The sequence below is a fragment of the Stenotrophomonas sp. STEN031 genome (genome assembly GCF_056759975.1).
In genome coordinates, this window is sequence record NZ_JBRREA010000041.1 from 1 (window position 1) to 25,637 (window position 25,637).

Sequence of the window (25,637 nt, forward strand, 5' to 3'; positions counted from 1 at the left end):
CTTTAAAGCCCAGCCCTGTTGAGGGCCGCACACTACGGCTCCCCCCGTTCCGCGCTGCGATGGTGTGGGCCGGGGAGGGTTTCGCGTTTCGACAGTATCAATGGAACTTGCCCCGCTGTAGAGCCGAGCCATGCTCGGCTAGGGCCTGCCCGGTAACGCTTCAGCCGAGCATGGCTCGGCTCTACAGACCGCAGGTTTGACTCATGGCTCGCTTCGCACTAATGTATTAGCACGCTATTACATTGATACAAATGAAAACACGTCAGGAAACCGAACGAGACAAGGCCGCCGATGCTGCGCTGAAAGCGCTGGCGCGTGCCTTTGCCGCCCTCGACAAGCCGCAGGAGGCGCAGGCCTTCCTGCGCGACCTGTGCACGCCCGCCGAGCTGGAAGCCATGGCCGACCGCTGGCGGGTGGTGCCCTTGCTGCGCAAGGGCGTTCCTTACCGTGAGATCTACGACTTGACCGGGGTGAGCGTCACCACCATCGGCCGGGTCGCGCGCTCGCTCGATCATGGTACCGGTGGCTATGCCGCCGCCATCGACCGCCTCGCCGCGCGCAAGTCCGAATCCAACTGAGATAAACCCATGAGTGCTTCAACCACCGCCCCGGCACGTGACCGGTTGCGTATCGCCATCCAGAAGAGCGGCCGCCTGGCCGATCCCGCGCGCAGCCTGCTGGCGGCCTGTGGCCTGAGCTGGCGGCAGAGCCGCGACAAGTTGTTCTGCTTCGGCGAATCGCTGCCGGTGGATCTGCTGCTGGTACGCGACGACGACATCCCCGGGCTGATTGCCGACGGTGTCTGCGACCTCGGTGTGGTGGGCCTGAACGAACTGGACGAGCAGGCCAAGGCGCGCCGCCAGATCGGCTTGCCCGATGCCTACCAGCCGCTGCGTGGCCTGGGCTTTGGCTCCTGCCGGTTGATGATCGCCGTGCCGGAAGACTGGGATTGGCAGGGCGTGCAGATGCTGCAGGGCAAGCGCATCGCCACCAGCTACCCGGCCATCCTGGCCGCTTGGCTGAAAGAAAAAGGCGTGGATGCGCAGGTGGTGGAGCTGTCCGGGTCGGTGGAAATCGCGCCGAAGCTGGGTACCGCCGAACTGATCTGCGATCTGGTTTCCAGCGGTGCGACTCTGGCGGCCAACCAGCTCAAGCCGGTGGAGACGTTGCTGGAGAGTGAGGCGGTACTGGCCGGGCCGGCACACGAGCTGGACGACGCCCGCGCCGGCCTGATGGCGATGCTGCTGCGTCGTCTGGATGGCCTGAGCAAGGTGCAGGACCAGAAGCTGCTGATGTTCTCCGCTGCCGAAGATCGGGTGGACGAGCTGGCCCGCCTGCTGCCCGACGCCGAGCCGTTGCTGCGGCTGCCGGGGCAGGGCGATGCCGTGCGCCTGCAGACCATGTGTAGCGGCGCACTCAGCTGGCAACGGTTGGAAGAACTGGAACGCGCCGGCGCCCAGGGCTTGATGGTATTGGCGGTGGAGAAGTCGCTGGTATGAACATCCTCGATTGGAATGCGTTGGACGCCGATGCCCAAGCGCGCGCCCTGACCCGTCCGGTGCAGACCGTTGCCGCGCAGACGCGCGCTTCGGTTGCCGAACTGATCGAGCAGGTACGCAGCCGCGGTGACGCGGCGTTGCGCGAGATCACCGCGCGTTTCGACGGTGTCGCGCCGGAACGGTTTGAAGTCAGCGAAGCCGAGTTCGCAGCGGCTGAACTGGCGGTACCGGCCGAGCTGCGTATCGCCATGCAGCAGGCGGCCGATCGCATCGATCGCTTTCACCGCGCCGGTATGGCCCAGCCTTACAGTGTTGAAACCGCGCCCGGCGTGGTCTGTGAAAAGGTCATCCGCCCGATCGCGCGGGTTGGCCTGTATGTGCCGGCAGGCAGCGCACCGCTGCCGTCGACGGCGCTGATGCTGGGCGTGCCGGCCAAGCTGGCGGGGTGCCGCGAAGTGGTGCTGTGCACGCCGCCGCGCAAGGACGGCAGCGCCGATCCGGCCGTTCTGGTGGCCGCACGCCTGACCGGTGTGCACCGTGTGTTCAAGATTGGCGGTGCACAGGCGATTGCCGCCATGGCCTACGGCACCGAGACCGTTCCTTCCTGCGACAAGCTGTTCGGGCCGGGCAACAGCTTTGTGACCGAAGCCAAACAGCAGGTTGCACAGGCCGGCGCCGCCGCCATCGACATGCCGGCGGGCCCCTCGGAAGTGCTGGTGATTGCCGATGCCGGTGCCAACCCGGCATTCGTCGCCGCCGACCTGCTGTCGCAGGCCGAGCATGGCCCGGATTCGCAGGTGCTGCTGCTCTGCGACGACGCGGCGATGATTGCCGCCGTGCAGGACGAAGTGGAGGCCCAGGTTGCCCAGCTCGCCCGCGAGGCCATCGCACGGCAGGCGCTGGGCAGCTCCTTGCTGGTCAAGGTCGCGTCGATTGCCCAAGCCTTCGAGATTTCCAACCGTTATGCGCCCGAGCACCTGATCCTCGCGTTGCGTGAGCCACGCCAGTGGCTGGACAAGGTGGAAGCGGCAGGTTCGGTTTTCCTCGGCGACTACACGCCCGAAGCGCTGGGCGATTACTGCTCAGGCACCAACCACGTGCTGCCCACCGCGGGTGCCGCGCGCGCCTATAGCGGCGTCAGCGTGGCCAGCTACCAGAACCAGATCAGCGTGCAGGCCGCAAGTCGCGAGGGCATTGCCGGTATCGGCCCCTGTGCCTTGACCCTTGCCCGCGCCGAAGGCCTGGGCGCCCACGCCAATGCCGTCGCGCTGCGACTGGGGGTTGCGCCGTGAGCACCGTGTTGGACCTGGTCCGCGATGACCTGCGTGACTTCGGTGGCTACTCGTCGGCACGCAGTGCCAAGCTGCAGGGCGAGATCTGGCTCAATGCCAATGAATCGGCCTGGGCTAACCCCGGCGACCCGGCCGCCAGTTGCCGGCGTTATCCGGATCCGCAGCCGCAGGCATTGCGTGAGCGTTTGGCCGGCCTGTACGCCTGCCAGCCCGAGCAGCTGTTGATCGGCCGCGGCAGCGATGAAGCCATCGACCTGCTGGTGCGCGCCCTGTGCGTGCCGGGCCGCGACGCGGTGCTGTACACGCCGCCGGTATTTGGCATGTATGCGGTCAGTGCGCGCTTGCAGAATGCGCCGGCGCTGGAAGTGCCCTTGCTGGACACCGAGGCCGGGCTGGTGGCCGATATCGACGCCATCATCGCCACCGCAAAACAGGGCAAGGCCAAGCTGGTTTTCCTGTGCTCGCCGTCGAATCCGGGCGGCCTGAGCATTCCGCTGCAGCAGGTGCAGACCGTGGCCGAAGCGCTGCGCGGGCAGGCGCTGGTGGTGGTGGATGAGGCTTATGCCGAGTTTGCCGATGAGCCGTCCGCTACCAGCCTGATGGAACGCTTTGACAACATCGCGGTGTTGCGGACGCTGTCCAAGGCACATGCGCTGGCCGCTGCGCGCATAGGGTGCGTGATTGCCGATGCCGCCTTGATCGCGGTTCTGCGCCGCTGCCAGGCGCCGTACCCGATCCCCACGCCGTGTTCCGCACTTGCTCTTGCCGGCCTGGAGGATGCCGCGCTGGCGCAGACCCGCGCCCGCATCGCGATGGTGCGCAGCGAGCGCAACCGGTTGCGTATCGCCTTGTCGCTGCAGCGCTGTGTAGGCCAGGTTTACGGCTCGGATGCGAACTTCCTGCTGGTCCGTTTCAACGACGCCGAGGCAGCCTTCCAGGTCTTGCTGAAGGCCGGCGTGGTGGTGCGCGACCAGCGCGGCGCGCCGCAATTGCACGACGCCCTGCGCATCACCCTGGGCACCCCTGAACAGAACGACCGCGTCCTGGACGCACTTGCCACGCTGGAGCTTGCCGCATGACCCCCATTCTGTTCGTCGATCGCGATGGCACCCTGATCGAGGAGCCGGCCGATTTCCAGATCGATGCCTACGAGAAGATCCGCTTCGTCAAGAACGTGATCCCGGCCATGCTCAAGCTGCGCGATGCGGGCTACCAGTTCGTCATCGTCTCCAACCAGGACGGCCTGGGCACGGAAGGCTATCCGCAGGCCAGTTTCGACGGCCCCAATGACTTGATGCTGCAGATCTTCGCCAGCCAGGGCATTACGTTCCGCGACGTGCTGATCGACCCCAGCTGGCCGCAGGACAACAGCCCCAACCGCAAGCCGGGCATCGGCATGATGGTGAGCTATTTGCAGGACCGCAACATCGATTGGGCGCGCTCGGGCATGGTCGGTGACCGCCCCACCGATATTCAGTTTGCCGACAACATGAAGATCCGTGGTTTCCAGCTGCGCACCGAACAGTTCGGCGGCGAGTGGGATTGGGATGCCATCGCCCACGAGCTGGCCGACGCACCGCGCCGCGCCACCGTGCAGCGCGACACCAAGGAAACCCAGATCCGCGTGTTCGTCGATCTGGACAAGGTGGCCAGCTCGAAGATCAACACCGGCCTGCCGTTCTTCGACCACATGCTGGACCAGATCGGCCGCCACGGCGGTTTTGCGCTGGAAGTGGAAGCCAAGGGCGACCTGCACATCGATGAGCACCACACCATCGAGGACACTGGCCTTGCGCTGGGCCAGGCGCTGCGTGAAGCGCTGGGTGACAAGCGCGGCATCGGCCGTTATGGCTTTACCTTGCCGATGGATGAAACCCTGGCCAGCGCCGCGCTGGATTTCAGCGGCCGCCCGTACTTCGTGTTCGACGGCGAGTTCAAGCGTGAGCGCGTTGGCGATATGCCGACCGAGCTGGTGTCGCATTTCTTCCGCTCGCTTTGCGATGCCAGCGGGCTGAACCTCAACCTCAAGGTGGAAGGCGACAACGACCATCACAAGGTGGAAGCCTGCTTCAAGGCGCTGGCCCGCGCCCTGCGCCAGGCCATCCGCAAGGAAGGCACCGAGCTGCCTTCGACCAAGGGGGCCTTGTGAGCAGGGTAGGGCTGGTTGATGCCGGCGGCGCCAACCTGGGCTCGGTGCGCTATGCGCTGGAGCGCTTGCAGGTAGACGTGCAGATGGTGCGCGCGCCGGCCGACCTGGCTGGGCTGGAGCGGGTGATCCTGCCCGGCGTCGGCGCTGCTGCCGAAGGCATGAAGCGCCTGCACGCGCAGGGTCTGGTGCAGCCGCTGCGTGAACTGCAGGTTCCCTTGATGGGGATCTGCCTGGGCATGCAGTTGCTGTTCGAGCGCTCGGAAGAGGGCGATGTGGAATGCCTGGGCCTGCTGCCCGGTATTGTCCGTCGCCTGCACCCCGGCGTCGGCGTGCGCGTGCCGCATATGGGTTGGAACAAGCTGTTGGCGCTGCGCGAGTCGCCCTTGCTTGAGGGCGTGCCGTTGGGTTCCAGCGCCTATTTCGTGCACAGCTACGCCGCACCGGTGACCTCGGACACGGTGGCCGCCTGCCATCACGGCGGGCTGTTCACCGCGGTGGTACAGCGTGGCCGCTTGTGTGGCGCGCAGTTCCATCCCGAACGTTCGGCTGGGCCGGGCGCACGCATCCTGCAGAACTTTCTTGAGATTGCCGCATGAGTTTCACTGTCTACCCCGCGCTGGATATCCGTGATGGCCGCGTCGTGCGCCTGCTGCAGGGCGACTACGCCAAGCAGACCACCTACGGCGACGATGCCTTGCCGCGCGCGCAGGTGTTTGCCAACACCGGTGCCCGTTGGATGCACCTGGTCGATCTGGATGCGGCCAAGGCCGGTGGTTACACGCTGGCGCCCTTGCTGCAGCAGATTGCCGCGACGACTGGCTTGAAGGTGCAAACCGGCGGCGGTGTGCGTGGCCGCGACGATGTCGCCCGCATCCTGGAGGCCGGCGCCAGCCGCGTGGTGATTGGCTCGCTGGCGGTGCGCCAGCCCGAGCAGGTGCTGGAGTGGCTGGCCGAGTTTGGCCCCGAGCAGCTGACCATCGCGCTGGATACGCGTCAGGGCGAGGACGGTGTGTGGCGCCTGCCGGTGCACGGCTGGACCGAAACCGCTGACGTGACCCTGGATGAGCTGGCCCAGCGCTACGCGCAGGCTGGCATGAAGCATCTGCTGTGCACCGATATCTCCCGCGACGGCATGCTCTCAGGCCCCAATATCGAACTGTACGCACACCTGGCCAAGCTGCTGCCCGGCGTTGCCGTGCAGGCTTCGGGCGGCGTGCGTGATGCCGACGACATCCGCGCGGCCAAGGCTGCCGGCTGTGGCGGCGCGGTGCTGGGCAAGGCGCTGCTGGAAGGGCGCCTGCAACTGGACGAGGCCTTGTCATGCTGAGCCGCCGCATCATTCCCTGCCTGGACGTGCGCGAAGGCCGGGTGGTCAAGGGCGTCAAGTTCCGCGACCACATCGACATGGGCGATATCACCGAGCTGGCGCTGCGCTACCGCGACCAGGGCGCCGACGAGCTGGTGTTCTATGACATCTCCGCCAGCCCGGAAGGACGCTCGGTGGACCGCGCCTGGATCGAGCGCGTGGCGCGGCTGATCGATATCCCGTTCTGCGTGGCGGGCGGTATTCGTGATGTGGAGACTGCGCGTGCGGTGCTGCATTCCGGTGCTGACAAGATTTCCATCAACACCCCGGCCTTGGAGCGCCCACAGCTGATTGCCGAGTTGGCCGAAGCGTTCGGCCAACAGTGCGTGGTGGTCGGCATCGACTCCATCCGCGAGCCTGACGGGCAATGGCGGGTGCGCTCCTACACCGGCGACCCCAGCAAGACTCGCGCCGAAGCGAGACTTACCCTGGACTGGGTGCGTGAAGTCCAAGCCCACGCGGCAGGTGAAATAGTGCTGAACTGCATGGACAGCGATGGCGTGCGCAAGGGGTACGATATTGCCCAGTTGCGCCAGGCCCGGGCGTTGTGCACGGTTCCGCTGATCGCCTCTGGCGGCGCGGGTACGCCGCAGCATTTCGCCGATGTGTTTGAACAGGCTGACGTTGACGGGGCTTTGGCCGCCAGTGTGTTCCACTCCGGCGCCATTGCCATTCCGGAACTGAAGCAGTTCCTGCGCGAACAACAGATCGAGGTTAGGGATGTCTACTGAATTCAAGCCGGTTGATCCGGCCGCATTGGACTGGGAAAAGGTCAACGGCATGATCCCGGTCATCATCCAGGACGAAGCCACGTTGCGCGTGCTGATGCTGGGCTATATGGACCGGCAGGCGCTGGAAACGACCCGCAGCAGCGGCAAGGTCACCTTCTTCAGCCGCAGCAAGAAGCGCCTGTGGATGAAGGGCGAGACCTCCGGCAACCACCTGGATCTGGTCGACATCCGCAGCGACTGCGACAACGACACCTTGCTGGTGACCGTGCGCCCGCATGGCCCCACCTGCCATACCGGCGAGACCAGCTGCTTCAGCGCCGCACCCGGCAACTTCCTCGGCGCGTTGAATGCCTTGATCAAGCAGCGCGAGCACGACCGCCCGCTCAACAGTTATACGACCAAGCTGTTCGAGAAGGGCGCGCGGCATATCGCGCAGAAGGTGGGCGAGGAGGGCGTGGAAACCGCGCTGGCCGGCGTGGTGCAGCGTGACGACGAGCTGCTGGGCGAATCGGCTGACCTGCTGTTCCACCTGATCGTGCTGTTGCGCGCACGCGGCCTGTCGCTGGACGACGCCACCGCCGTGCTCGAAGAGCGCCACGCCAAGGCCGCAGAAAAGGCAGCAAGCTGAGCAACTGTAGTGCCGAGCCATGCTCGGCAGCGGCTTTCCCAGAATTCCCCGTAGTGCCGAGCCATGCTGGGCCGGGGCTCTACCGGTAACGCCCAGCCGAGCATGGCTCGGCTCTACAGGTGCCGGGCTACCGTGGCCGAAGAGCGTGATTCCTGCCAAGCTCGGCTCGCCAGCTGGCGCAACCCCACTGCAGCATCCCGGGGCGATAATGGCAACCTGCCTTTCGCCGCCGAGGACACCATGCGCCCATCCCTGCTGACCGCTCTGCTGCTGGCTTGTGTGCCATTTGCAGCCAGCGCCTCCTGCGTCGACGGCGCGGTATTTCTCGACAGCAATGGCAATGGCCGGCAGGACGCTGGCGAAAAGCCCTTGTCCGGCATCCGTGTCTCCGACGGCGAGCACATTGTCAGCACCGGCAAGGATGGCCGCTACCAGCTGCCGGGCTCCAGCCAGCCAAACATCTTCATCATCAAGCCGGCCGGCTACAGCGCGGCCAAGCGCAGCGACGGCCTGCCCGATATCTGGCGCCCGCAGGCGGGCGAGGGTGATGCCCAGTGCCGCGCGTTTGCGCTACAGCCCGAGAAGCATGCCCCCAGCAGCTTCCAGGCCTTGCTGGTGGCCGACAGCCAGACCAGCAGCGCACTGGACGTGAGCTACTTCGAGCGCGACATCATCGAGCCGCTGCGTGGCAAGCACCAGGCACGCCTGGGCATGACCCTGGGTGACATCACCAATGACGACCCCAGTCTCTACCCGGCGCTGACCAAGGCGGTCACCTCGCTGGGCGTGCCGTGGCTGCATGTGCCCGGTAACCACGACATGGACCTGGGCGCCAGCAGCGACGCCGATTCGCTGGCCAGCTTCCACCGCCAGCTTGGCCCGGATACCTACGCCTGGGAAGAAGCATCGATGGTGTTCATCGGCCTGGACGACATCATTGCCCAGCCGGGGCAGAAGCCGGCCTATGTCGGCGGCCTGCGCGAGGATCAGTTCGCCTTCCTTGAGGCTTACCTGCCGACCATTCCGAAGAACAAGCTGGTGGTGCTGGGCTTCCACATTCCCTTGTTTGACCATGTTTACCGCGTTGAAGATCGTGCCCGCCTGTTCAAGCTGCTCGAGCAGGTACCGCACCCCTTGATCGTCAGCGGCCACACCCATAACCAGAGCCAGAAGTTCTGGGCCGCTGGCGATGGCTGGAATGGCACCAAGCCGCTGCACGAGTACAACGTCGGCGCGGCCTGCGGTGCGTTCTGGTCGGGGGTGAAGGATGCGCAGGGCATTCCTGATACCACCATGGCCGACGGCACCCCGAACGGCTATGGTTTGCTCAACATTCGTCCGCAAGGCCAGTACAGCGTGGAGTACCGCGTTGCCCGCGCGCCGGCGGATCAGCAGATTGCCTTGCATGCCCCCAAGGTGCTGCGTCAGGGCGCCTATCCGGCGTGGGGCATCTACGCCAATGTGTTCATGGGCTACGAAGGTCTGCCGGTGGAGTTCCGGGTCGATGGCGGCGACTGGCAGCCGATGAAACAGGTCAAGCAGGCCGATCCCCGGTTGTTGGTGGAGAACATCGCCGACGATCTTGCCAAAGAGCTGCGTGGCTACGACCGCTCGCCGGAAGCTGTGCCGTCCAGTCATTTGTGGCGCGCGGCATTGCCGACGAAGCTAAGCGAGGGTGAGCATGCGGTGGAAGTGCGCACTACATTGAATGGCACGGAGTACCGGAGCCAAACCACCTACCGGCTGCAGACTGCCCAGCCCTGACAGCAGGGCTGTTGTAGGAGCGGTGTCAGCCGCGAAGCAGGGGATGCTTCGCGGCTCAGGAGTCCGCAACCTGACCATCTACGAGCTTCGCGGTTCACACCGCTCCCACAAGCGGTAGCAGTTCGCTGGATAGCGGGCCGGCTGGTGTCTGTAGGAGCGGCGTCAGCCGCGAAGCCGGAGAAGTGTCTGGATCAGGTATTTTGTAATCTGAGAATCTACGAGCTTCGCGATTCACACCGCTCCCACAAACGGTAGCAGTTCGCTGGATAGCGGGCCGGCTGGTGTTTGTGGGAGCGGCGTCAGCCGCGAAGCCGGGGAAGTGTCTGAATCAGGCATTTTGTAATCTGCGAATCTACGAGCTTCGCGGTTCACACCGCTCCCACAAGCGGTAGCAGTTCGCCGGATGGCTGGCTGGTGGTTGTGGGAGCGGCGTCAGCCGCGAAGCCGGGGAAGCGTCTGGATCAGTTATTTTGTAATCTGACAATCTACGAGCTTCGCGGCTGACGCCGCTCCTACAACAAAGCAGGGTGCATGACGTCATGCGTTGGAAGACAGCTGCAGTCAAACCCACGATTCTTGGCATGGCATTGGCTTCGAGCAGTTGTGGCTTTCCGCTGCCTGGCAGCCAATTCCATGTAGAGCCAATGGATCCCGCGCGCAAGCTGATCGGGCAGGTGCAAGGGCAGGGGGCGAGCAGCCCGCTGCTTGGCGGTGAGGTGCTGGTCGAAGGCATCGTGGTGCGCAATCTGATGGGTGACAGCGACGACATCGGCCAGGAGCTCAAGGAAACCATGGGGGAGGGCGATCGTGGCGCAGCCACGATCGGTTGGTTCCTGCAGGACGAGGGTGACGGCAACCCGGCCACTTCCGATGGCGTGTTCGTGCTGGATCAAGGCTACGACACCTCGATCAACTTGCCTGCCGAGACCGAGTTCACCATGCGCATGGGATCGCGGCTTCGCACCGGTGATCGGGTAGCGGTACGCGGCACCGTGGTGGAGCTGCCTCAGCAGCAGGTGGTTGATCAACCGCGCAGTACCGGTCATCGGATTTCGCGCGGCGACGCGGGCGGGACGGTTACCACGATCGCTGCGATGTCGTTGACGCTTGTCGGGTCTGATGAGCGCGCTGTGGCAATCGTGCCTGTCCCCGCTGCTGGCACTGGTGACGAGGAGTCCCGCGAAGGTATGCGCCTTTAAAGCACCTTGTTGGCAGCGGATGTCGGCCGTCGCTGAAAAGCATGGCGTTGCAGGGGGCGATCAGCGTTCGCCCCCGCTCAGAGCATAGGCACAAAAAAGCCTCCCCGTTTCCGGGGAGGCTTTCAGCGATCACGCCGGAAGCATCAGGCTTCCGGCTTGGCGTCACGCAGCTCGCGGCGCAGGATCTTGCCGACGTTGGTCTTGGGCAGTTCCTTGCGGAACTCGACGATGCGCGGGTGCTTGTAGCCGGTCAGGTTGGCGCGGGCGAATTCCTTCACCTGCTCCTCGGTGAGGTTGGGGTCCTTCTTGACGATGACCACCTTCACCACCTCGCCCGACTTCTCGTTGGGCGCGCCCACGGCTGCCACTTCCAGGATGCCCGGCATCATCGCCAGCACGTCCTCGATTTCATTCGGGTAGACGTTGAAGCCGGACACCAGAATCATGTCCTTCTTGCGGTCGACGATATAGAAGAAACCGTTCTCGTCCATGCGCGCCATGTCGCCGGTATGCAACCAGCCATCGGCGTCCATGACCTTGTCGGTCTCGTCCTGGCGATGCCAGTAGCCCTTCATCACCTGCGGGCCGCGGATGCACAGTTCGCCCACTTCGCCCAGTGCCACCATCTGGCCGTCGTCGTTCTTGACGCAGGCGTCGGTGGAGGGGATCGGCAGGCCGATGGCACCGTTGTATTCCTTCAGGTCCAGCGGGTTGATACAGGCTGCCGGCGAGGTCTCGGTCAGGCCATAGGCTTCCACCAGGGTGACGCCGGTGACCTTCTTCCATTTGTCAGCCACGGCGCGCTGCACGGCCATGCCGCCGCCGAGCGCAACCTTGAGGTTGGAGAAGTCGACTTCGTCGAAGCCTTCGGTATTGAGCAGGCCGTTGAACAAGGTATTGACGCCGGTGATGGCGGTGAAACGGTTGTTCTTCAGCTCCTTGACGAAGCCCTTCATGTCACGCGGGTTGGTGATCAGGTAGTTCAGGCCGCCGAGCTTCATGAAGACCAAGCCGTTCGCCGTCAATGCGAAGATGTGGTACAGCGGCAGCGCGGTGATGATGACTTCCTCGCCCGGCTTGACGCCCGAGGCGCTGATCCAGGCCGAGGCCTGCTGCATGTTGGCGATCAGGTTGCGGTGGGTCAGCATCGCGCCCTTGGCCACGCCGGTGGTGCCGCCGGTGTACTGCAGGAAGGCGATATCCTCATGGTCCACCTCGACCACCGGCATGCTGTGGCGCTTGCCCAGCTTCAGCGCGTCCTTGAAGCGGATCGCCTTGGGCAGGTCGTAATCCGGCACCATCTTCTTCACGTACTTCAGTACGAAGTTGACGATGGCGCCCTTGGGGAAGCCGAGCATGTCGCCCAGGCCGGTGGTAATGACCTGCTTGACCGGCGTATCGGCGATGACCTGTTGCACGGTCTCGCCGAAGTTGTCGACCACCAGCAGCACGGAGACGCCGGCATCGACCAACTGGTGCTTGAGTTCGCGTGCGGTATACAGCGGGTTGACGTTCACCACGGTCAGGCCGGCGCGCAGAATGCCGAAGATGGCGATCGGGTACTGCAGGCAGTTGGGCATCATGATCGCAACGCGGTCGCCCTTCTTCAGCTGCAGTTCGCCCAGCAGGTAGGCGGCGAACTGGGTGACCAGGACGTCCGCTTCGCCATAGGTCAGGACCTTGCCGAAGTTGGAGTAGGCCGGGCGATCACGGAACTTGGCGACCGAGGCATTGAAGACATCGGCGACGGAGTGGAATTCGTTGACGTCGATTTCAGCCGGTACACCAGCCGGATAGCTCTGCAGCCAAGGACGTTCTTGCGTCATCTTCCCCTCCAGGAAATGGAATGATCTAGTGGTCAGGCCCGATCATCGGGCACCGGCGTTATTGTTGCCAGCATACCGTTCCGAATTGAAAAGGCGAAGGGATAGATGATGCGATCAGTCTTCAACTGCATGCTTTGTGCGGTGATCATGCTTTTGCTGGCAGCGTGCGGGCGGGAGCCGCCGGAGCAACGGTTGCGCGAGACTTTTGCTGCAATGCAGGAAAGCGTGGAGACGGGCAAGCCTGGCGGCTTCATGGACGGGGTTGCGGCGGACTTCGTCGGCAATCAGGGGCTGGATCGCGCCGGCATGGAGCGGCTGCTGCGGGGGCAGCTGCTGCTCAATGCCAAGGTCGGCGTGCAGACCGGGCCGCTGCGGGTGGAGATGGGCGAGGGCGGTACCGCAACGGTGCGCTTCACCGTGCTGCTGACGGGTGGCAACCGGGGGCTGCTGCCCGAGCGTGGGCAGATGCAGGAAGTGGTTACTGGCTGGTGCGAGCAGGATGGAGAGTGGCAGGTGTATAGCGCGGACTGGGGGCCGGTGGGTGGGGAAGGGTGAGCTGCTGGCGTGGTAGCCGGTTGAAGGCTTTGGAGCTTTAGAGCGCAAGGCACCCCTCCCCAGCCCTCCCCTTGGCTGCGCCAAAGGGAGGGAGACAAGCAGGCTACAGCTCTGCCCCCTCCCTTTGGCGCAGCCAAGGGGAGGGTTGGGGAGGGGTGCTCTTGCTCTTGCTGCAAAACCTGAGTCAATAAAAAAGAACGCCCCAAAAGGGGCGTTCTTCCAACAAACCAATCAACCCAGCAGATCAGGCCGCCTTCTTCGCCGCCAACTGCCGCAACACATACTGCAGCAGGCCACCATTGCGGAAGTACTCCACTTCCTTGGGCGTCAGCAGCAACACCTTGGCGGTGAAGCTCTTCTGGCTGCCATCTGCCTTGGTCGCGGTGACCGTGGCGGTCTTTGCCTTGCCATCGTCCAGCCCGGTCACATCAAACACCTCCGAGCCATCCAGGCCCAGCGTCTGTGCGTTCTCGCCGTCATGGAACTGCAGCGGCAGCACGCCCATGCCGACCAGGTTGGAGCGGTGGATGCGCTCGAAGCTTTCGGCGATCACCGCCTTGACCCCCAGCAGGTTGGTGCCCTTTGCAGCCCAGTCGCGCGATGAGCCAGTGCCGTACTCCTTGCCTGCCAGCACCACCAACGGCACGCCATCGGCCTTGTACTTCATTGCCGCGTCATAGATCGCCAGCTTCTCGCCGGTCTGGCTGCCGGGCGCGTAGTACAGCGTGTTGCCGCCTTCTTCGCCACCAAACATCAGGTTCTTGATGCGGATGTTGGCGAAGGTGCCGCGCACCATCACATCGTCGTTGCCGCGGCGGCTGCCGTAGCTGTTGAAGTCGGCCGGCTGCACGCCACGCGATTGCAGGAAGCGGCCTGCCGGCGAATCCTTCTTGATGTTGCCGGCCGGGGAAATGTGGTCGGTGGTGATCGAGTCACCAAACAGCCCCATCACCCGCGCGCCATGCACGTCGCTGATGCTGCCGACCTGCATGGTCATGCCGTCGAAGTAGGGCGGGTTCTTGATATAGGTCGAATCGCCATTCCATTCGTAGGCCTGGCCTTCCGGCGACTCGATCTGCGCCCAGCGGGTGTCGCCCTTGAACACATCAGCGTAGTTCTGCTTGAACATTTCCGGGCCAACGGTAGCGGCGATCATGTCGCCGATCTCCTTGTTGCTCGGCCAGATGTCGCGCAGGTACACCTCCTTGCCATCGCTGCCCTTGCCGATCGGCTCCTTGGTCAGGTCGATGTTGACGGTACCGGCAATGGCGTAGGCCACCACCAGTGGCGGCGAGGCCAGGTAGTTGGCCTTTACTTCCGGGTGCACGCGGCCTTCAAAGTTGCGGTTGCCGGACAGCACCGAGGCCACCACCAGTTCGTTCTCGGCAATGCCGGCGGACACGGCTTCCGGCAGCGGGCCGGAGTTGCCAATACAGGTGGTGCAGCCATAACCGACCACGAAGAAGCCCAGCTTTTCCAGATCGGCCAGCACGCCGGCCTTTTCCAGATAGTCGGTGACCACGCGCGAACCCGGGCCGAGCGAGGTTTTCACCCATGGCTTGGCCTTCAGGCCGATGCGTGCCGCGTTGCGCGCCAGCAGGCCGGCACCCAGCATCACCGCCGGGTTGGAGGTGTTGGTGCAGGAGGTGATGGCGGCGATGACCACCGAGCCGTCGGACAGCTCGGTGTCCTCGTCGTTGATGCGGATCCTGGAAATGGGCTTGGCCGCCAGCCGCTTGGCCTGCGGCTGGTCGCCGCCTTCCTCGTCGAACTCCTGCACCGCGCAGCCCACCTTGGGCTTGCGATTGGCGGTGAGGGTGGTCAGGGCGTCGGCGAAGTTGCTGTGCATGTCCTGCAGCAGTACACGGTCCTGCGGGCGCTTGGGGCCGGCCATCGACGGCTTGACGTCGCCCATATCCAGTTCCAGCGTGGCGCTGTACTGCGCATGCGCGCTGTTGGCGTCATGCCACAGGCCCTGCGCCTTGGCATAGGCCTCGACCAGGGCGATCTGCGCATCGCTGCGGCCGGACAGGCGCAGGTAGTTCAGCGACTCCGCATCGATCGGGAAAATGCCGCAGGTGGCGCCGTATTCCGGGGCCATGTTGGCAATGGTGGCGCGGTCGGCCAGCGGCAGGTGTTGCAGGCCATCGCCGTAGAACTCGACGAACTTGCCCACCACGCCGAGCTTGCGCAGCATCTGGGTGACAGTGAGCACCAGGTCGGTGGCGGTGGTGCCTTCGGGCAGCTTGCCGGTCAGCTTGAAGCCGACCACCTGCGGGATCAGCATGGAGGAGGGCTGGCCCAGCATCGCGGCTTCGGCCTCGATGCCGCCGACACCCCAGCCAAGCACGCCGATGCCGTTGATCATGGTGGTGTGCGAGTCCGTGCCGAACACGGTGTCCGGGAAGGCCCAGTTGGCGCCGTCGATCTGCCGTTCCATCACCACACGGGCAAGGTTTTCCAGGTTCACCTGGTGGACGATGCCGGTGTTCGGCGGCACCACCTTGAAGTTCTCGAAGGCCTTCTGGCCCCAGCGCAGGAAGCTGTAGCGCTCCTGGTTGCGCTGGAACTCGATCTTGCCGTTGAGATCCAGCGCGTCAGGGCGGCCGAACACGTCGACCTGCACGGAGTGGTCGATGACCAGTTCGGAGGGAATCAGCGGGTTGATCTGCTCGGCCTTGCCGCCAAGCTTGGTGACCGCGTCGCGCATGGCGGCCAGGTCGACCACGCAGGGCACGCCGGTGAAATCCTGCAGCACCACACGCGCGGGCATGAAGGCGATTTCGGTGTCGGGCTCGGCCCTGGGGTTCCAGCGGGCGACGGCTTCGATGTGTTCCGGGCCGACGGTCTGGCCGCCGTCCTCATGCCGGAGCAGGTTCTCCAGCAGGATCTTCATCGAGTAGGGAAGGTGGGAGATGTCGAACTTCTGGCCGAGCTTGGGAAGGCTGCAGTAGGTGTACTGCTGGCCGCCAACCTCCAGTTGGCTACGGGTGGAGAATGTATCGCTCATACAGCTGACTCCTCTTGGTACAGATGGCTTGCGATGGCGCCGGGGCGCTGCGCGGGCTTTCCAGAGCCATGGGCCCTGTCAGGTGAATACTGGTCCGAGTATGGACGAAGCATCCGCCGTCGGGCGCATGGTTGCAGGCCTCAGTTTAGGCAACGGCTTGTTGCGCGCATGTAACGGTGCCCGCCAACAGGTAGTGCCGAGCCATGCTCGGCAGGGGCTGTACCGGTATTGCGTCAGCCGACCAATCGAACGGGTTTTGTAGGAGCGGCGTAAGCCGCGAAGCCCCGACTGCATCAGCCAGTCAAAAGCCACCCCTCCCCAGCCCTCCCCTTGGCTGCGCCAAAGGGAGGGGGCGTAGAGCCGAGCCATGCTCGGCTGAGGCTTTCCTTGTAGAGCCCCAGCCGAGCATGGCTCGGCTCTATAGGGCGGGCATTGCCGGGAAAGCCCCAGCCGAGCATGGCTCGGCTCTACAGGTGAAGCGCAGCCGACCGTAGCGCTGCATAGGGCTTGGCTGGGGTATGCCCTTCAAAGTATGTATAATTCGTACATACTTCATTGGAGGTCCCATGGAAGCCACCGTAGCTGAACGCGGGCAGATCACCTTGCCCAAGGCCGTGCGCGACGCCCTGGGCCTGACCAAGGGCACCCAGCTCAAGGTGGAGCTGGACGGCAGTCGCATCATCCTGCGCAAGAGCGTGGACGACGCCATTTCCCGTGCCCGCGGCAAGTTCGCGCTGGACGGTTTCGATTCGGCCGAGCAGGCCGTGCGTACCGTTCGTGACGAGGCCGACCCGGCATGATCGCGGTCGACTCCCCGGTCCTGATCGAACTGCTCAGCGATGGCCCCCGCGCCGACGCGGTGGAAGCCTGCCTGCGGCAGGCGCTGGTCGGCGGGCGGGTAGTCGTGTGCGGCACCACCCTGGCCGAGATCTGCGCCTCGCTGCGCGGCGGCGCCGAGGTGCAGGAGGCACTGGAGGAAATGGGCGTCCATTTCAATCCGCTGGAAGCCAAATCCGCGTTGCGTGCCGGCGAGATGCATCGCCGCCACCGGCAGCGCAGCGGCGATACCCGCCGCATCGACGATTTCATGGTGGGTGCGCATGCACTGCTGCAGTGCGATGGCCTGATCACCTGGAACGACACGTTTTATCGCGACTACTTCAAGGGCCTGAAGCTGATCGTGCCGCAAGCCTGAGAGCCCATCCATTCTTTAACCGTTACACCCGGGAGTTGTCATGTTGGAAGCCTATCGCCACCACGTAGCCGAGCGCGCCGCGCTTGGCATCCCGCCGTTGCCGCTGACTGCACAGCAGACGGCCGACGTCATCGAGCTGCTGAAGAACCCGCCGGCTGGCGAGGCCGAGTTCCTGCTCGACCTGATCACCAACCGCGTCCCGGCCGGTGTCGATGACGCCGCCAAGGTCAAGGCCTCGTACCTGGCCGCCATCGCCTTCGGCAGCGAGGAGAACGCACTGATCAGCCGTGCGCGCGCCACCGAACTGCTGGGCACCATGCTCGGCGGCTACAACGTCGCGCCGCTGATCCAGCTGCTGGACGACGCCGAAGTGGGCGCCATCGCCGCTGAAGGCCTGAAGCACACCCTGCTGGTGTTCGATGCCTTCCACGACGTGCAGGAAAAGGCCAAGGCCGGCAACGCCAATGCACAGGGCGTGCTGCAGAGCTGGGCCGATGCCGAGTGGTTCACCAGCAAGCCGGAAGTGCCGCAGAGCCTGACCATCACCGTGTTCAAGGTGCCGGGCGAAACCAATACCGACGACCTGTCGCCGGCACCGGATGCCACCACCCGCCCGGACATCCCGATGCACGCCCTGGCGATGCTGAAGAACAAGCGTCCGGACGCGCCGTTCGTGCCGGAAGAAGACGGCAAGCGCGGCCCGATCCAGGAAATCCTGTCGCTGAAGGAAAAGGGCCATCTGGTTGCCTACGTCGGCGACGTGGTCGGCACCGGCTCCAGCCGCAAGTCCGCCACCAACTCGGTGCTGTGGTTCACCGGTGAAGATATCCCCTTCATCCCGAACAAGCGCTTCGGCGGCGTGTGCCTGGGTTCGAAGATCGCCCCGATCTTCTACAACACCATGGAAGACGCCGGCGCACTGCCGATCGAGCTGGACGTGTCGAAGATGGAGCACGGCGATGTCGTCGAGCTGCGTCCGTACGACGGCAAGGCGCTGAAGAACGGCGAAGTCATCGCCGAATTCCAGGTCAAGAGCGACGTGCTGTTCGACGAAGTGCGCGCCGGTGGCCGTATTCCGCTGATCATCGGCCGTGGCCTGACCGCCAAGGCGCGTGAAGCGCTGGGCCTGCCGGTTACCGATCTGTTCCGTCTGCCGGTGCAGCCGGCCGACACCGGCAAGGGCTACTCGCTGGCGCAGAAGATGGTTGGCCGCGCCTGTGGCCTGCCGGAAGGCAAGGGCATGCGCCCGGGCACCTACTGCGAACCGAAGATGACCTCGGTGGGCTCGCAGGACACCACCGGTCCGATGACCCGTGACGAGCTGAAGGACCTGGCTTGCCTGGGCTTCTCGGCCGACCTGGTGATGCAGTCGTTCTGCCACACTGCTGCCTACCCGAAGCCGGTTGACGTCAAGACCCACCACACCCTGCCGGAGTTCATCTCCACCCGTGGCGGCGTCTCGCTGCGTCCGGGCGACGGCGTGATCCACAGCTGGCTCAACCGCATGCTGCTGCCGGATACCGTTGGTACCGGTGGTGACTCGCACACCCGTTTCCCGGTCGGCATCTCCTTCCCGGCCGGCTCGGGTCTGGTCGCCTTCGCCGCTGCCACCGGCGTCATGCCGCTGGACATGCCGGAGTCGGTGCTGGTGCGTTTCAAGGGCAAGATGCAGCCGGGCGTGACCCTGCGTGACCTGGTCAACGCGATCCCGCTGTACGCGATCAAGGCCGGTCTGCTGACCGTGGCCAAGGCTGGCAAGAAGAACATCTTCTCCGGCCGCATCCTGGAAATCGAAGGTTTGCCGGACCTGAAGGTCGAGCAGGCGTTCGAACTGTCCGATGCCTCGGCCGAACGTTCGGCTGCCGGTTGCTCGGTGCGCCTGAACAAGGAGCCGATCATCGAATACCTCAACAGCAACATCACGCTGCTGAAGTGGATGATTGCCGAGGGTTACCAGGACGCCCGTTCGCTGGCGCGCCGCGTCGAGAAGATGGAAGCCTGGTTGGCCGACCCGCAGCTGCTGGAGCCGGATGCCGACGCCGAGTACGCCGCCGTCATCGAGATCGACCTGGCCGATATCCACGAGCCGATCGTGGCCTGCCCGAACGACCCGGACGACGTGAAGACCCTGTCCGACGTGGCCGGTGCCAAGATCGACGAAGTGTTCATCGGTTCGTGCATGACCAACATCGGTCACTTCCGTGCTGCTGCCAAGCTGCTGGAAGGCAAGCGCGATATCCCGACCCGTCTGTGGGTGGCCCCGCCGACCAAGATGGACGCCTCGGAGCTGACCAAGGAAGGCGTGTACGGCACCTTCGGCGCCGCTGGCGCACGCATGGAAATGCCGGGCTGCTCGCTGTGCATGGGCAACCAGGCGCAGATCCGCGAAGGTTCCACCGCGATGTCGACCTCGACCCGCAACTTCCCCAACCGTCTGGGCCGCAACACCAACGTGTACCTGGGTTCGGCCGAGCTGGCCGCGATCTGCTCGCGTCTGGGTCGCATCCCGACCAAGGAAGAGTACATGGCCGACGTTGGCGTGCTGGATGCAGCCGGCAGCGAGATCTACCGCTACATGAACTTCGACCAGATCAGCGATTACAAGGACGTGGCCGATTCGGTCAACGCCTGAGTTGTTGTTGAGCAGTAAAGGTTGAACAAAAAACCCCGGCGCAAGCCGGGGTTTTTTGTTGCCCGCCAAATCCCACCGCGCTTGTAGGAGCGGCGTAAGCCGCGAAGCTGATGGATTGTCAGATCACAGGATGTGCGGTTGCTCATTGATCCCGGCTTCGCGGCTTACGCCGCTCCCACGAACCCCTGCGTGGCCCGGGCAAGCACAGCGCGACCGGGAGGTACCGTTCTTGGCGGAAAGTACCTGGGGAGCCCCAGTCGCGCTGTGCTTGCCCGGGCCACGCAAGCTGGCAGCACAAAAATCGCAGCAGGTGATCAACGCTCGCCGAATGCTTCGCGTGCCTTCAATACCTGCTTGAGCAGATACTCCAGTACTGTCTTCTCATCGGTACGGATCTCCACCGAGGCGATCATGCCGGGGATGATCGGCAGCTCTTTGCCGCCGGCTTCCAATGCACTCTTGTCGGTGAGTACGGTGACCCGGTAAGAGGTGCTGTCGGACCAGCCGGCTGCGCCTTTCTCTTCGTCCTTCAAGGTATCTGGGCTGATCAACTCGACCTTGCCGCTCAGACCGCCATAGTTGAATCACACCGCCCACGATATTGACGCGCACGTTCTTCACCGTGCCACGCACCGGTGCGGTGATTGTGGTGCGCTCGACCACGTCGGCACGACCCACCAGGTTCTCGCTGGTCTGAGAGAGCTCCATTTTCAGTTTGATCAGCTCTGGGTTGGCATCAGCCCGGTAGCGGTTGGGACGTTCGACGATCTGCGAACAGATGCCATTGGCTTGCCGGCGTGTGCGCAGTGACCTGGTTCGCCGTTAGCGTTTCGACCGCGCAGGCCCCGCTGCGACCACCACCCACACCCCCTCATTCCACCCCGTTTTTTTCGATATCACCGGTCACGCTGCCGGCGTCGGAGTGTGTGTGAGCGCGTGGAGCTTCTGTGTGAGCAAGCCGAGGTTGAAACTGGCGAGGTCACCGCCAACGCGCAGTTCATCGCCAGTGAATTGCCAGCCAACATCGAGGTGCTGGCCGCCCTGGGTGAGCCGGAGGTCATCATTTGACATCTGGCCGAGCGATCTTGGCTGGCAATCTCAGCCGCGACTGATCGCAAGTACGCGTTCGGCGATCCTGTCCAGGGGCAACACCTCATCCGCAGCCCCCAGTCGCACTGCGCTGCCCGGCATTCCCCAGACGACAGAGCTCGCTTCGTCCTGGGCCAGGGTGGTTGCGCCGGCCTGCTTCATCTCCAGCAGGCCGCGTGCACCGTCCTCACCCATGCCGGTAAGGATCACGCCTACCGCATTGGCGCCCGCATTGAGGGCCACCGAGCGGAACAGCACATCGACTGCAGGCTTGTGCAGGTTGACCGGTGCGCTGTCATCGACCCGGCAGCGCCAGCGGGCACCGTCGCGTATGACCCGCAGGTGACGTCCACCGGCAGGCAGATAGGCGTGCCCAGGCAGGATTGCCTCGCCATCGCTGGCCTCGCGCACCGACATGGCCGAGTGCCGGTCCAGGCGCTCGGCAAACGCGGTGCTGAAACTGGCCGGCAGATGCTGGGTCATTACGATCGCCGGTGCATCGGCGGGCATCGTTTCCAGCACCACGCGCAGGGCTTCGGTGCCGCCGGCCGAGGCGCCGATGGCGATCAGGCGATCGGTGGTACGGAAGCCCAGGCTGCTTGACGTCGCGGGCCGCTGCGGCGGCCGACGCTGATTGCCGCCGATCGCACGTACCCGTGATCGGGCCGCCATCTTCACCTTGCTGCGGATTTCTTCGGCGTAACCGTCCAGTCCGCGGGCAACATCGATCTTCGGCTTGGCGACGAAATCGACCGCGCCCAGCGCCAATGCCTGCAGCGTGGTGTCTGCGCCACGCTCCGTCAGCGAGGACACCATCACCACCGGCATCGGATGCAGACGCATCAGGTTTTCCAGGAATGCCAGCCCGTCCATGCGCGGCATCTCGACGTCCAGGGTCAGCACGTCCGGGTTGAGGCGTTTGATCTTCTCGCGTGCCAGCAGCGGATCCGCTGCGGTGCCGACGACTTCGATGGCCGGATCGGCGGCAAGGATCTCGGTCAGCACCTGGCGTACCAGTGCCGAGTCGTCGACGATCAATACCCGACAGGGCGCCTGCAACATCATTCGAACAACTCCACGCCACCGCTGACCGGTGTATGCGACAGGCGGGCACGGATGGCGGTTTCGGTGGCGACCACTTCGGCGTCATGTGCGTGCGGCAGGCGCTGCACGACTACCCGGCCGGTGACCGGGAAGAACCAGATTTTGCGGGGATGGATGCCGCACAGGTCTTCGGCGACGATCGGGATATGCTCGGCGCGCAGATACTGGCGGACGAACTCCGCATTGCGGGTGCCCACCGGATTGCTGGTAAAGCCCTTCAGCACGTTGGCCCCGCCAAATACCTTTGCTTCCAGGCGCTTGCGATGGGCACCGCGCTTGAGCAGGTCGTTGATCAGCAGTTCCATCGCGTAGCTGCCGTAGCGTGCGGGCGCACCGTCGCCGATGTTGCCTTCGGGCAACAGGAAGTGATTCATGCCGCCGATGCCGAGGATGGGATCGCGGATGCACGCGGCCACGCACGAGCCAAGGATGGTGGTCAAGGCGGTGTCGTCGTCCACCACCAAGTATTGGGTGGGCAGGAGCTTGGCGGCAATCGTCTGGAAGCGCGTATCGCGGTAGCGCATCACCTCATCGGGATAGTGCTGCGGGTTCTTCATGCGCCATTCCTGCGGCTGCGGCGGTACAAGGTGCGTCCACAAGGTTGGATCAGATCTGCGGCGTGCAGGTAGTTCTCCGAATGACCGGTGTAGAGCAGGCTGTCATCGTCCATATGCTGTACCAGGCGCGAGAGGATGCCGCGCTGGGTGGGCTTGTCGAAGTAGATCATCACGTTGCGGCAGAACAGCGCATCAAACGGTCCGCCCACGTCGTAGCGGTTGGACAATAGATTGAGCGGGCGGAACTCGATCAGGGCGCGCAACGCGGGGACAACCCGGCACTTGCCTTCGTTCGGGCCGCTGCCGCGCTGGAAGTACCGTCGCTTCATTGCCGGGTCCAGGCCCGCGATCCGGTCGATCGCGTAAACGCCCTGGCTGGCGGTGGCCAGCACCTGGGTATCGACGTCGGTGGCGATGATGCGCACCGGTGGCGTCATCGAAGAGAAGGCCTCGCAGGCGGTGATTGCAATGGAATAGGGCTCTTCGCCGGTGGAGGCTGCGCATGACCACAGCTTCAGCGGCGCGCGCGTGGCACGCGCCTGCAACTCCTCGCGCAGCTTGTCGAAGTGATGCGGTTCGCGGAAGAACGAGGTCAGGTTGGTGGTCAGGGCGTTGGTGAAGGCCTGCCATTCATCGCCGCCATGCTGCTCCAGCTGGTCCAGATAGTCCTTGAACGAGCGCAGGCCCAGGTTGCGTAGCCGCCGCGACAGACGTCCGTAGACCATGTCGCGCTTGGCCGGGGCCAGCGCAATGCCGGCCCGGGCATGGATCAGCTCGCAGACGCGACGGAAGTCGCGATCATTGAACTCGAAGTCACGCTGGTTGCTGTCCAGATCGATCATGGTCGCGGTTCGCTCAGCTGGCCAGTGCCAGAGCTTGTGGATGTGCGGCCGCAGCGGGTTGTGCGCTCAGCTGAAACACGGCCACAGCCTGATCCAGCAGGTTGGCCTGTTCTTCCATTGCGCGGGCGGCGGCGGTGGCTTCTTCGACCAGCGCGGCATTCTGCTGGGTGGTTTCATCCATCTGCATCACGGTCTGGTTGACCTGTTCAATACCCGCCGACTGTTCCTGCGAAGCGGCCGAGATCTCGGCCATGATGTCGGTGACGCGCTGCACCGCCGAGACGATCTCCCCCATCGTGGTGCCCGCCTGCTGCACCAGTTGCGAGCCTTCATCAACACGTTCGACCGAGTCCTCGATCAAGGACTTGATTTCCTTGGCGGCACCCGCCGAGCGCTGGGCGAGGGTGCGGACTTCGGCAGCAACCACGGCGAAGCCGCGGCCCTGTTCGCCGGCACGCGCGGCTTCCACCGCAGCGTTCAGCGCCAGGATATTGGTCTGGAAAGCGATGCCGTCGATGACACTGATGATGTCGGCAATGCGACGCGAGGACTGCTGGATCTGCCCCATGGTGGTGACCACTTCCTCCACCACCTGACCGCCACGCGAGGCTACCCCGGCCGCACCGATGGCGAGCTGGTTTGCCTGGCGGGCGGACTCCGCATTCTGGCGGACGGTGGAGGTCAGCTCCTCCATTGATGCTGCGGTTTCTTCGAGGTTGGCGGCCTGCATTTCCGTGCGGCGCGACAGATCGGCGTTGCCGGTGGCGATCTCGCCGGCGGCAAGGTTGATGCTGTCGGCCGACTGCTGGATGCCCGAGACGATGCCGGCCAGCTGGTTGACGGTGCTATTGGCGTCGTCCCGCATGCGGGCGAATACGCCCTGGGCATCGCCGCTGAGCTTGACGGTGAGATCGCCATCGGCAAGTGCGCGTAGCAGCCGCGAAACCTCGCCCAGGTTGTCGTCACTGACCTGCATCATGCTGTTCAGCGCCCGCACCATCGCCAGGAAGTCGTGCTCGAAGCGCCCTTCATCACCGCGCAGGCTGAAGTCACCGGCTGCGGCGGCACTGCCGAGGCGCTTGATCTCGTTATTGATGGCAGCCAGGTTGCTCTTGATCGCGGCCATGGTGTCGGTGATGACGCGCTTGTCGCCCGGCAGCAACGGCATGTCCTGGCTGAGGTCGCCCACAGCGTAGCGCTGCGCCAGCGCGATGACCTGCATCTTCACGTCGATGTGATTGGCGACCAATACGTTGGTTTCCTCAACCATCACCCCGTAGTCACCGGGGAACTTACTGGCATCGATGCGGTAACGGATCATGCCGGCATCATGCTGGCGCGCCATCTCGGCCTGCGCGCCGATCACGGCCCGCAGCTGCTCCTGCATATGCGCCATGCTGCTGAGCAGCTGACCCGTCTCGTCCTTGCTGGGCGCGGTGATCCGGTTGTCCATCCGGCCGTTGGCAATGGCCGTGGCCACGGCGGTCGCGTTGCGCAGCGGCAGCACGATGCGATTGCCGATGATCCAGCTCAATGCCAGCACCAGCACGACCAGCACGCCGCCAGCCACGGTCATGATGGCGGTGAATTTGAGGGCCTGGGCCTGCAGATCGTCCATGTAGACGCCGCTGGAAACCACCCAGTTCCAGGGTTTGTACATCCCGGCATAGGCCAGCTTGCCGACTACGCCGTCCTTGCCCGGCTTGGCCCAGCTATAGGCGACGTAGCCACCACCCTTGCGTGCAGCTTCCACCTGCTCGTAGTACAGGCGGACACCGTCCTCGCCACGGAAGTCCTTCATGTCCTTGCCGACCAGGTCGGCGCGGAACGGGTGCATCAGCAGCACGTACTCGGTGTTGTAGATATTGAAATAGTTGACGTCACCATCCGAGCGCATCTTCTGCAGCGCGGCAATGGCGTACTTCTGGGCCTCATCCAGCGGCATCGCGCCGGTCTCGGCTTCCTTGGCGTAATGATCGAGGACCCCATAGCTCATCTCCACCTGGGCGCGCAAGGCCGCCTTGCGGGTCTCATACAGGTCGAGGTACTGCATGCGTGCCGCAATGACCGACAGTGCGATGACGCCGATCACAATCAGTGCCGTCAGCAGGTTCAGCTTGCGCCTGACCGAGATGTTGGAAATGTAGTTGTTCCAGAGCGAGGAGATAGTCATCGAATCCGCTGGTTACCTTGCGGTAT

General features: G+C 64.3%; 23 protein-coding genes. 16 read left to right on the plus strand and 7 right to left on the minus strand.

The genetic code is table 11. The features are described from left to right. Nucleotides 1-251 precede the first annotated feature (251 nt). The 11 genes from ACVOLQ_RS16295 (at nt 252) to ACVOLQ_RS16345 (ending at nt 10,628) form a co-directional block, all read left to right on the plus strand. Nucleotides 252-578, plus strand: a complete 327-nt coding sequence (locus tag ACVOLQ_RS16295; RefSeq protein WP_481528649.1) for a YerC/YecD family TrpR-related protein — start codon at nt 252-254, stop codon at nt 576-578. A 9-nt stretch (nt 579-587) separates the two neighbouring features. After that, entirely contained in the window at nt 588-1,499 is a 912-nt protein-coding gene (gene hisG / locus ACVOLQ_RS16300) for an ATP phosphoribosyltransferase (protein WP_481528650.1), read from the plus strand. Next, entirely contained in the window at nt 1,496-2,791 is a 1,296-nt protein-coding gene (gene hisD / locus ACVOLQ_RS16305) for a histidinol dehydrogenase (protein ID WP_481528651.1), read from the plus strand. Before hisG ends, hisD begins: the two co-directional genes overlap by 4 nt. Then, complete coding sequence (gene hisC / locus ACVOLQ_RS16310; protein WP_481528652.1) at nt 2,788-3,870, plus strand: histidinol-phosphate transaminase; 1,083 nt, start codon at nt 2,788-2,790, stop codon at nt 3,868-3,870. Before hisD ends, hisC begins: the two co-directional genes overlap by 4 nt. Continuing rightward, a complete protein-coding gene (gene hisB, locus ACVOLQ_RS16315; RefSeq protein ID WP_481528653.1) occupies nt 3,867-4,940 on the plus strand; it encodes a bifunctional histidinol-phosphatase/imidazoleglycerol-phosphate dehydratase HisB in 1,074 nt (357 codons plus the stop codon). Before hisC ends, hisB begins: the two co-directional genes overlap by 4 nt. Then, complete coding sequence (gene hisH / locus ACVOLQ_RS16320; protein ID WP_481528654.1) at nt 4,937-5,536, plus strand: imidazole glycerol phosphate synthase subunit HisH; 600 nt, start codon at nt 4,937-4,939, stop codon at nt 5,534-5,536. The genes hisB and hisH overlap by 4 nt, the downstream gene beginning before the upstream one ends. Next, complete coding sequence (gene hisA, locus ACVOLQ_RS16325; protein WP_481528655.1) at nt 5,533-6,267, plus strand: 1-(5-phosphoribosyl)-5-[(5-phosphoribosylamino)methylideneamino]imidazole-4-carboxamide isomerase; 735 nt, start codon at nt 5,533-5,535, stop codon at nt 6,265-6,267. The genes hisH and hisA overlap by 4 nt, the downstream gene beginning before the upstream one ends. Further along, nucleotides 6,261-7,037 carry an imidazole glycerol phosphate synthase subunit HisF gene (hisF, locus tag ACVOLQ_RS16330; RefSeq protein ID WP_481528656.1) on the plus strand — a complete coding sequence of 259 codons (777 nt, stop codon included), beginning with the start codon at nt 6,261-6,263 and terminating at the stop codon, nt 7,035-7,037. Before hisA ends, hisF begins: the two co-directional genes overlap by 7 nt. Next, the gene (hisIE, locus tag ACVOLQ_RS16335; protein ID WP_481528657.1) at nt 7,027-7,665 is read left to right on the plus strand and encodes a bifunctional phosphoribosyl-AMP cyclohydrolase/phosphoribosyl-ATP diphosphatase HisIE; all 639 of its coding nucleotides are present in this window, start codon (nt 7,027-7,029) and stop codon (nt 7,663-7,665) included. Before hisF ends, hisIE begins: the two co-directional genes overlap by 11 nt. Nucleotides 7,666-7,905: 240 nt before the next feature. After that, nucleotides 7,906-9,429, plus strand: coding sequence for a calcineurin-like phosphoesterase C-terminal domain-containing protein (locus tag ACVOLQ_RS16340; protein WP_481528658.1), 1,524 nt, complete (start codon nt 7,906-7,908; stop codon nt 9,427-9,429). Nucleotides 9,430-10,073: 644 nt separating this feature from the next. Further along, on the plus strand, nt 10,074-10,628 hold the full coding sequence (locus tag ACVOLQ_RS16345; protein ID WP_481528659.1) for a single stranded DNA-binding domain-containing protein: 555 nt from the start codon (nt 10,074-10,076) through the stop codon (nt 10,626-10,628). 143 nt (nt 10,629-10,771) lie between these two features. Here ACVOLQ_RS16345 and ACVOLQ_RS16350 read toward each other — a convergent pair whose 3' ends face one another. Continuing rightward, on the minus strand, nt 10,772-12,454 hold the full coding sequence (locus tag ACVOLQ_RS16350; protein ID WP_481528660.1) for a long-chain fatty acid--CoA ligase: 1,683 nt from the start codon (nt 12,452-12,454) through the stop codon (nt 10,772-10,774). 192 nt (nt 12,455-12,646) lie between these two features. Here ACVOLQ_RS16350 and ACVOLQ_RS16355 point away from each other — a divergent pair, with 192 nt between their 5' ends. Then, a complete protein-coding gene (locus tag ACVOLQ_RS16355; protein WP_481528661.1) occupies nt 12,647-13,009 on the plus strand; it encodes a hypothetical protein in 363 nt (120 codons plus the stop codon). A 244-nt stretch (nt 13,010-13,253) separates the two neighbouring features. Here the strand turns inward: ACVOLQ_RS16355 and acnA are convergent, their stop codons facing one another. Continuing rightward, on the minus strand, nt 13,254-16,019 hold the full coding sequence (acnA, locus tag ACVOLQ_RS16360; protein ID WP_481528662.1) for an aconitate hydratase AcnA: 2,766 nt from the start codon (nt 16,017-16,019) through the stop codon (nt 13,254-13,256). A 566-nt stretch (nt 16,020-16,585) separates the two neighbouring features. Between acnA and ACVOLQ_RS16365 the strand changes: the two genes are divergently transcribed. The 3 genes from ACVOLQ_RS16365 to acnB are packed head-to-tail and all read left to right on the plus strand — an operon-like array spanning nt 16,586 to nt 19,846. Then, complete coding sequence (locus tag ACVOLQ_RS16365; RefSeq protein WP_273081821.1) at nt 16,586-16,819, plus strand: AbrB/MazE/SpoVT family DNA-binding domain-containing protein; 234 nt, start codon at nt 16,586-16,588, stop codon at nt 16,817-16,819. Beyond that, nucleotides 16,816-17,214, plus strand: coding sequence for a type II toxin-antitoxin system VapC family toxin (locus ACVOLQ_RS16370; protein WP_055764992.1), 399 nt, complete (start codon nt 16,816-16,818; stop codon nt 17,212-17,214). The genes ACVOLQ_RS16365 and ACVOLQ_RS16370 overlap by 4 nt, the downstream gene beginning before the upstream one ends. 40 nt (nt 17,215-17,254) lie before the next feature. Continuing rightward, on the plus strand, nt 17,255-19,846 hold the full coding sequence (acnB, locus tag ACVOLQ_RS16375; protein WP_481528663.1) for a bifunctional aconitate hydratase 2/2-methylisocitrate dehydratase: 2,592 nt from the start codon (nt 17,255-17,257) through the stop codon (nt 19,844-19,846). A 314-nt stretch (nt 19,847-20,160) separates the two neighbouring features. Here acnB and ACVOLQ_RS16380 read toward each other — a convergent pair whose 3' ends face one another. Beyond that, nucleotides 20,161-20,415 carry a beta-barrel domain-containing protein gene (locus ACVOLQ_RS16380; protein ID WP_481528671.1) on the minus strand — a complete coding sequence of 85 codons (255 nt, stop codon included), beginning with the start codon at nt 20,413-20,415 and terminating at the stop codon, nt 20,161-20,163. A gap of 367 nt (nt 20,416-20,782) precedes the next feature. Between ACVOLQ_RS16380 and ACVOLQ_RS16385 the strand changes: the two genes are divergently transcribed. Further along, complete coding sequence (locus ACVOLQ_RS16385; protein WP_313171768.1) at nt 20,783-20,914, plus strand: hypothetical protein; 132 nt, start codon at nt 20,783-20,785, stop codon at nt 20,912-20,914. Between the two features lie 30 nt (nt 20,915-20,944). Here ACVOLQ_RS16385 and ACVOLQ_RS16390 read toward each other — a convergent pair whose 3' ends face one another. The 4 genes from ACVOLQ_RS16390 to ACVOLQ_RS16405 are packed head-to-tail and all read right to left on the minus strand — an operon-like array spanning nt 20,945 to nt 25,611. Next, nucleotides 20,945-22,000, minus strand: a complete 1,056-nt coding sequence (locus ACVOLQ_RS16390) for a protein-glutamate methylesterase/protein-glutamine glutaminase (protein ID WP_481528664.1) — start codon at nt 21,998-22,000, stop codon at nt 20,945-20,947. Further along, nucleotides 21,997-22,596, minus strand: a complete 600-nt coding sequence (gene cheD, locus ACVOLQ_RS16395) for a chemoreceptor glutamine deamidase CheD (RefSeq protein ID WP_313171772.1) — start codon at nt 22,594-22,596, stop codon at nt 21,997-21,999. The genes ACVOLQ_RS16390 and cheD overlap by 4 nt, the downstream gene beginning before the upstream one ends. Beyond that, a complete protein-coding gene (locus ACVOLQ_RS16400) occupies nt 22,593-23,438 on the minus strand; it encodes a CheR family methyltransferase (RefSeq protein ID WP_481528665.1) in 846 nt (281 codons plus the stop codon). Before ACVOLQ_RS16400 ends, cheD begins: the two co-directional genes overlap by 4 nt. 13 nt (nt 23,439-23,451) lie before the next feature. Further along, the gene (locus tag ACVOLQ_RS16405) at nt 23,452-25,611 is read right to left on the minus strand and encodes a methyl-accepting chemotaxis protein (protein ID WP_481528666.1); all 2,160 of its coding nucleotides are present in this window, start codon (nt 25,609-25,611) and stop codon (nt 23,452-23,454) included. Nucleotides 25,612-25,637 lie beyond the last annotated feature (26 nt).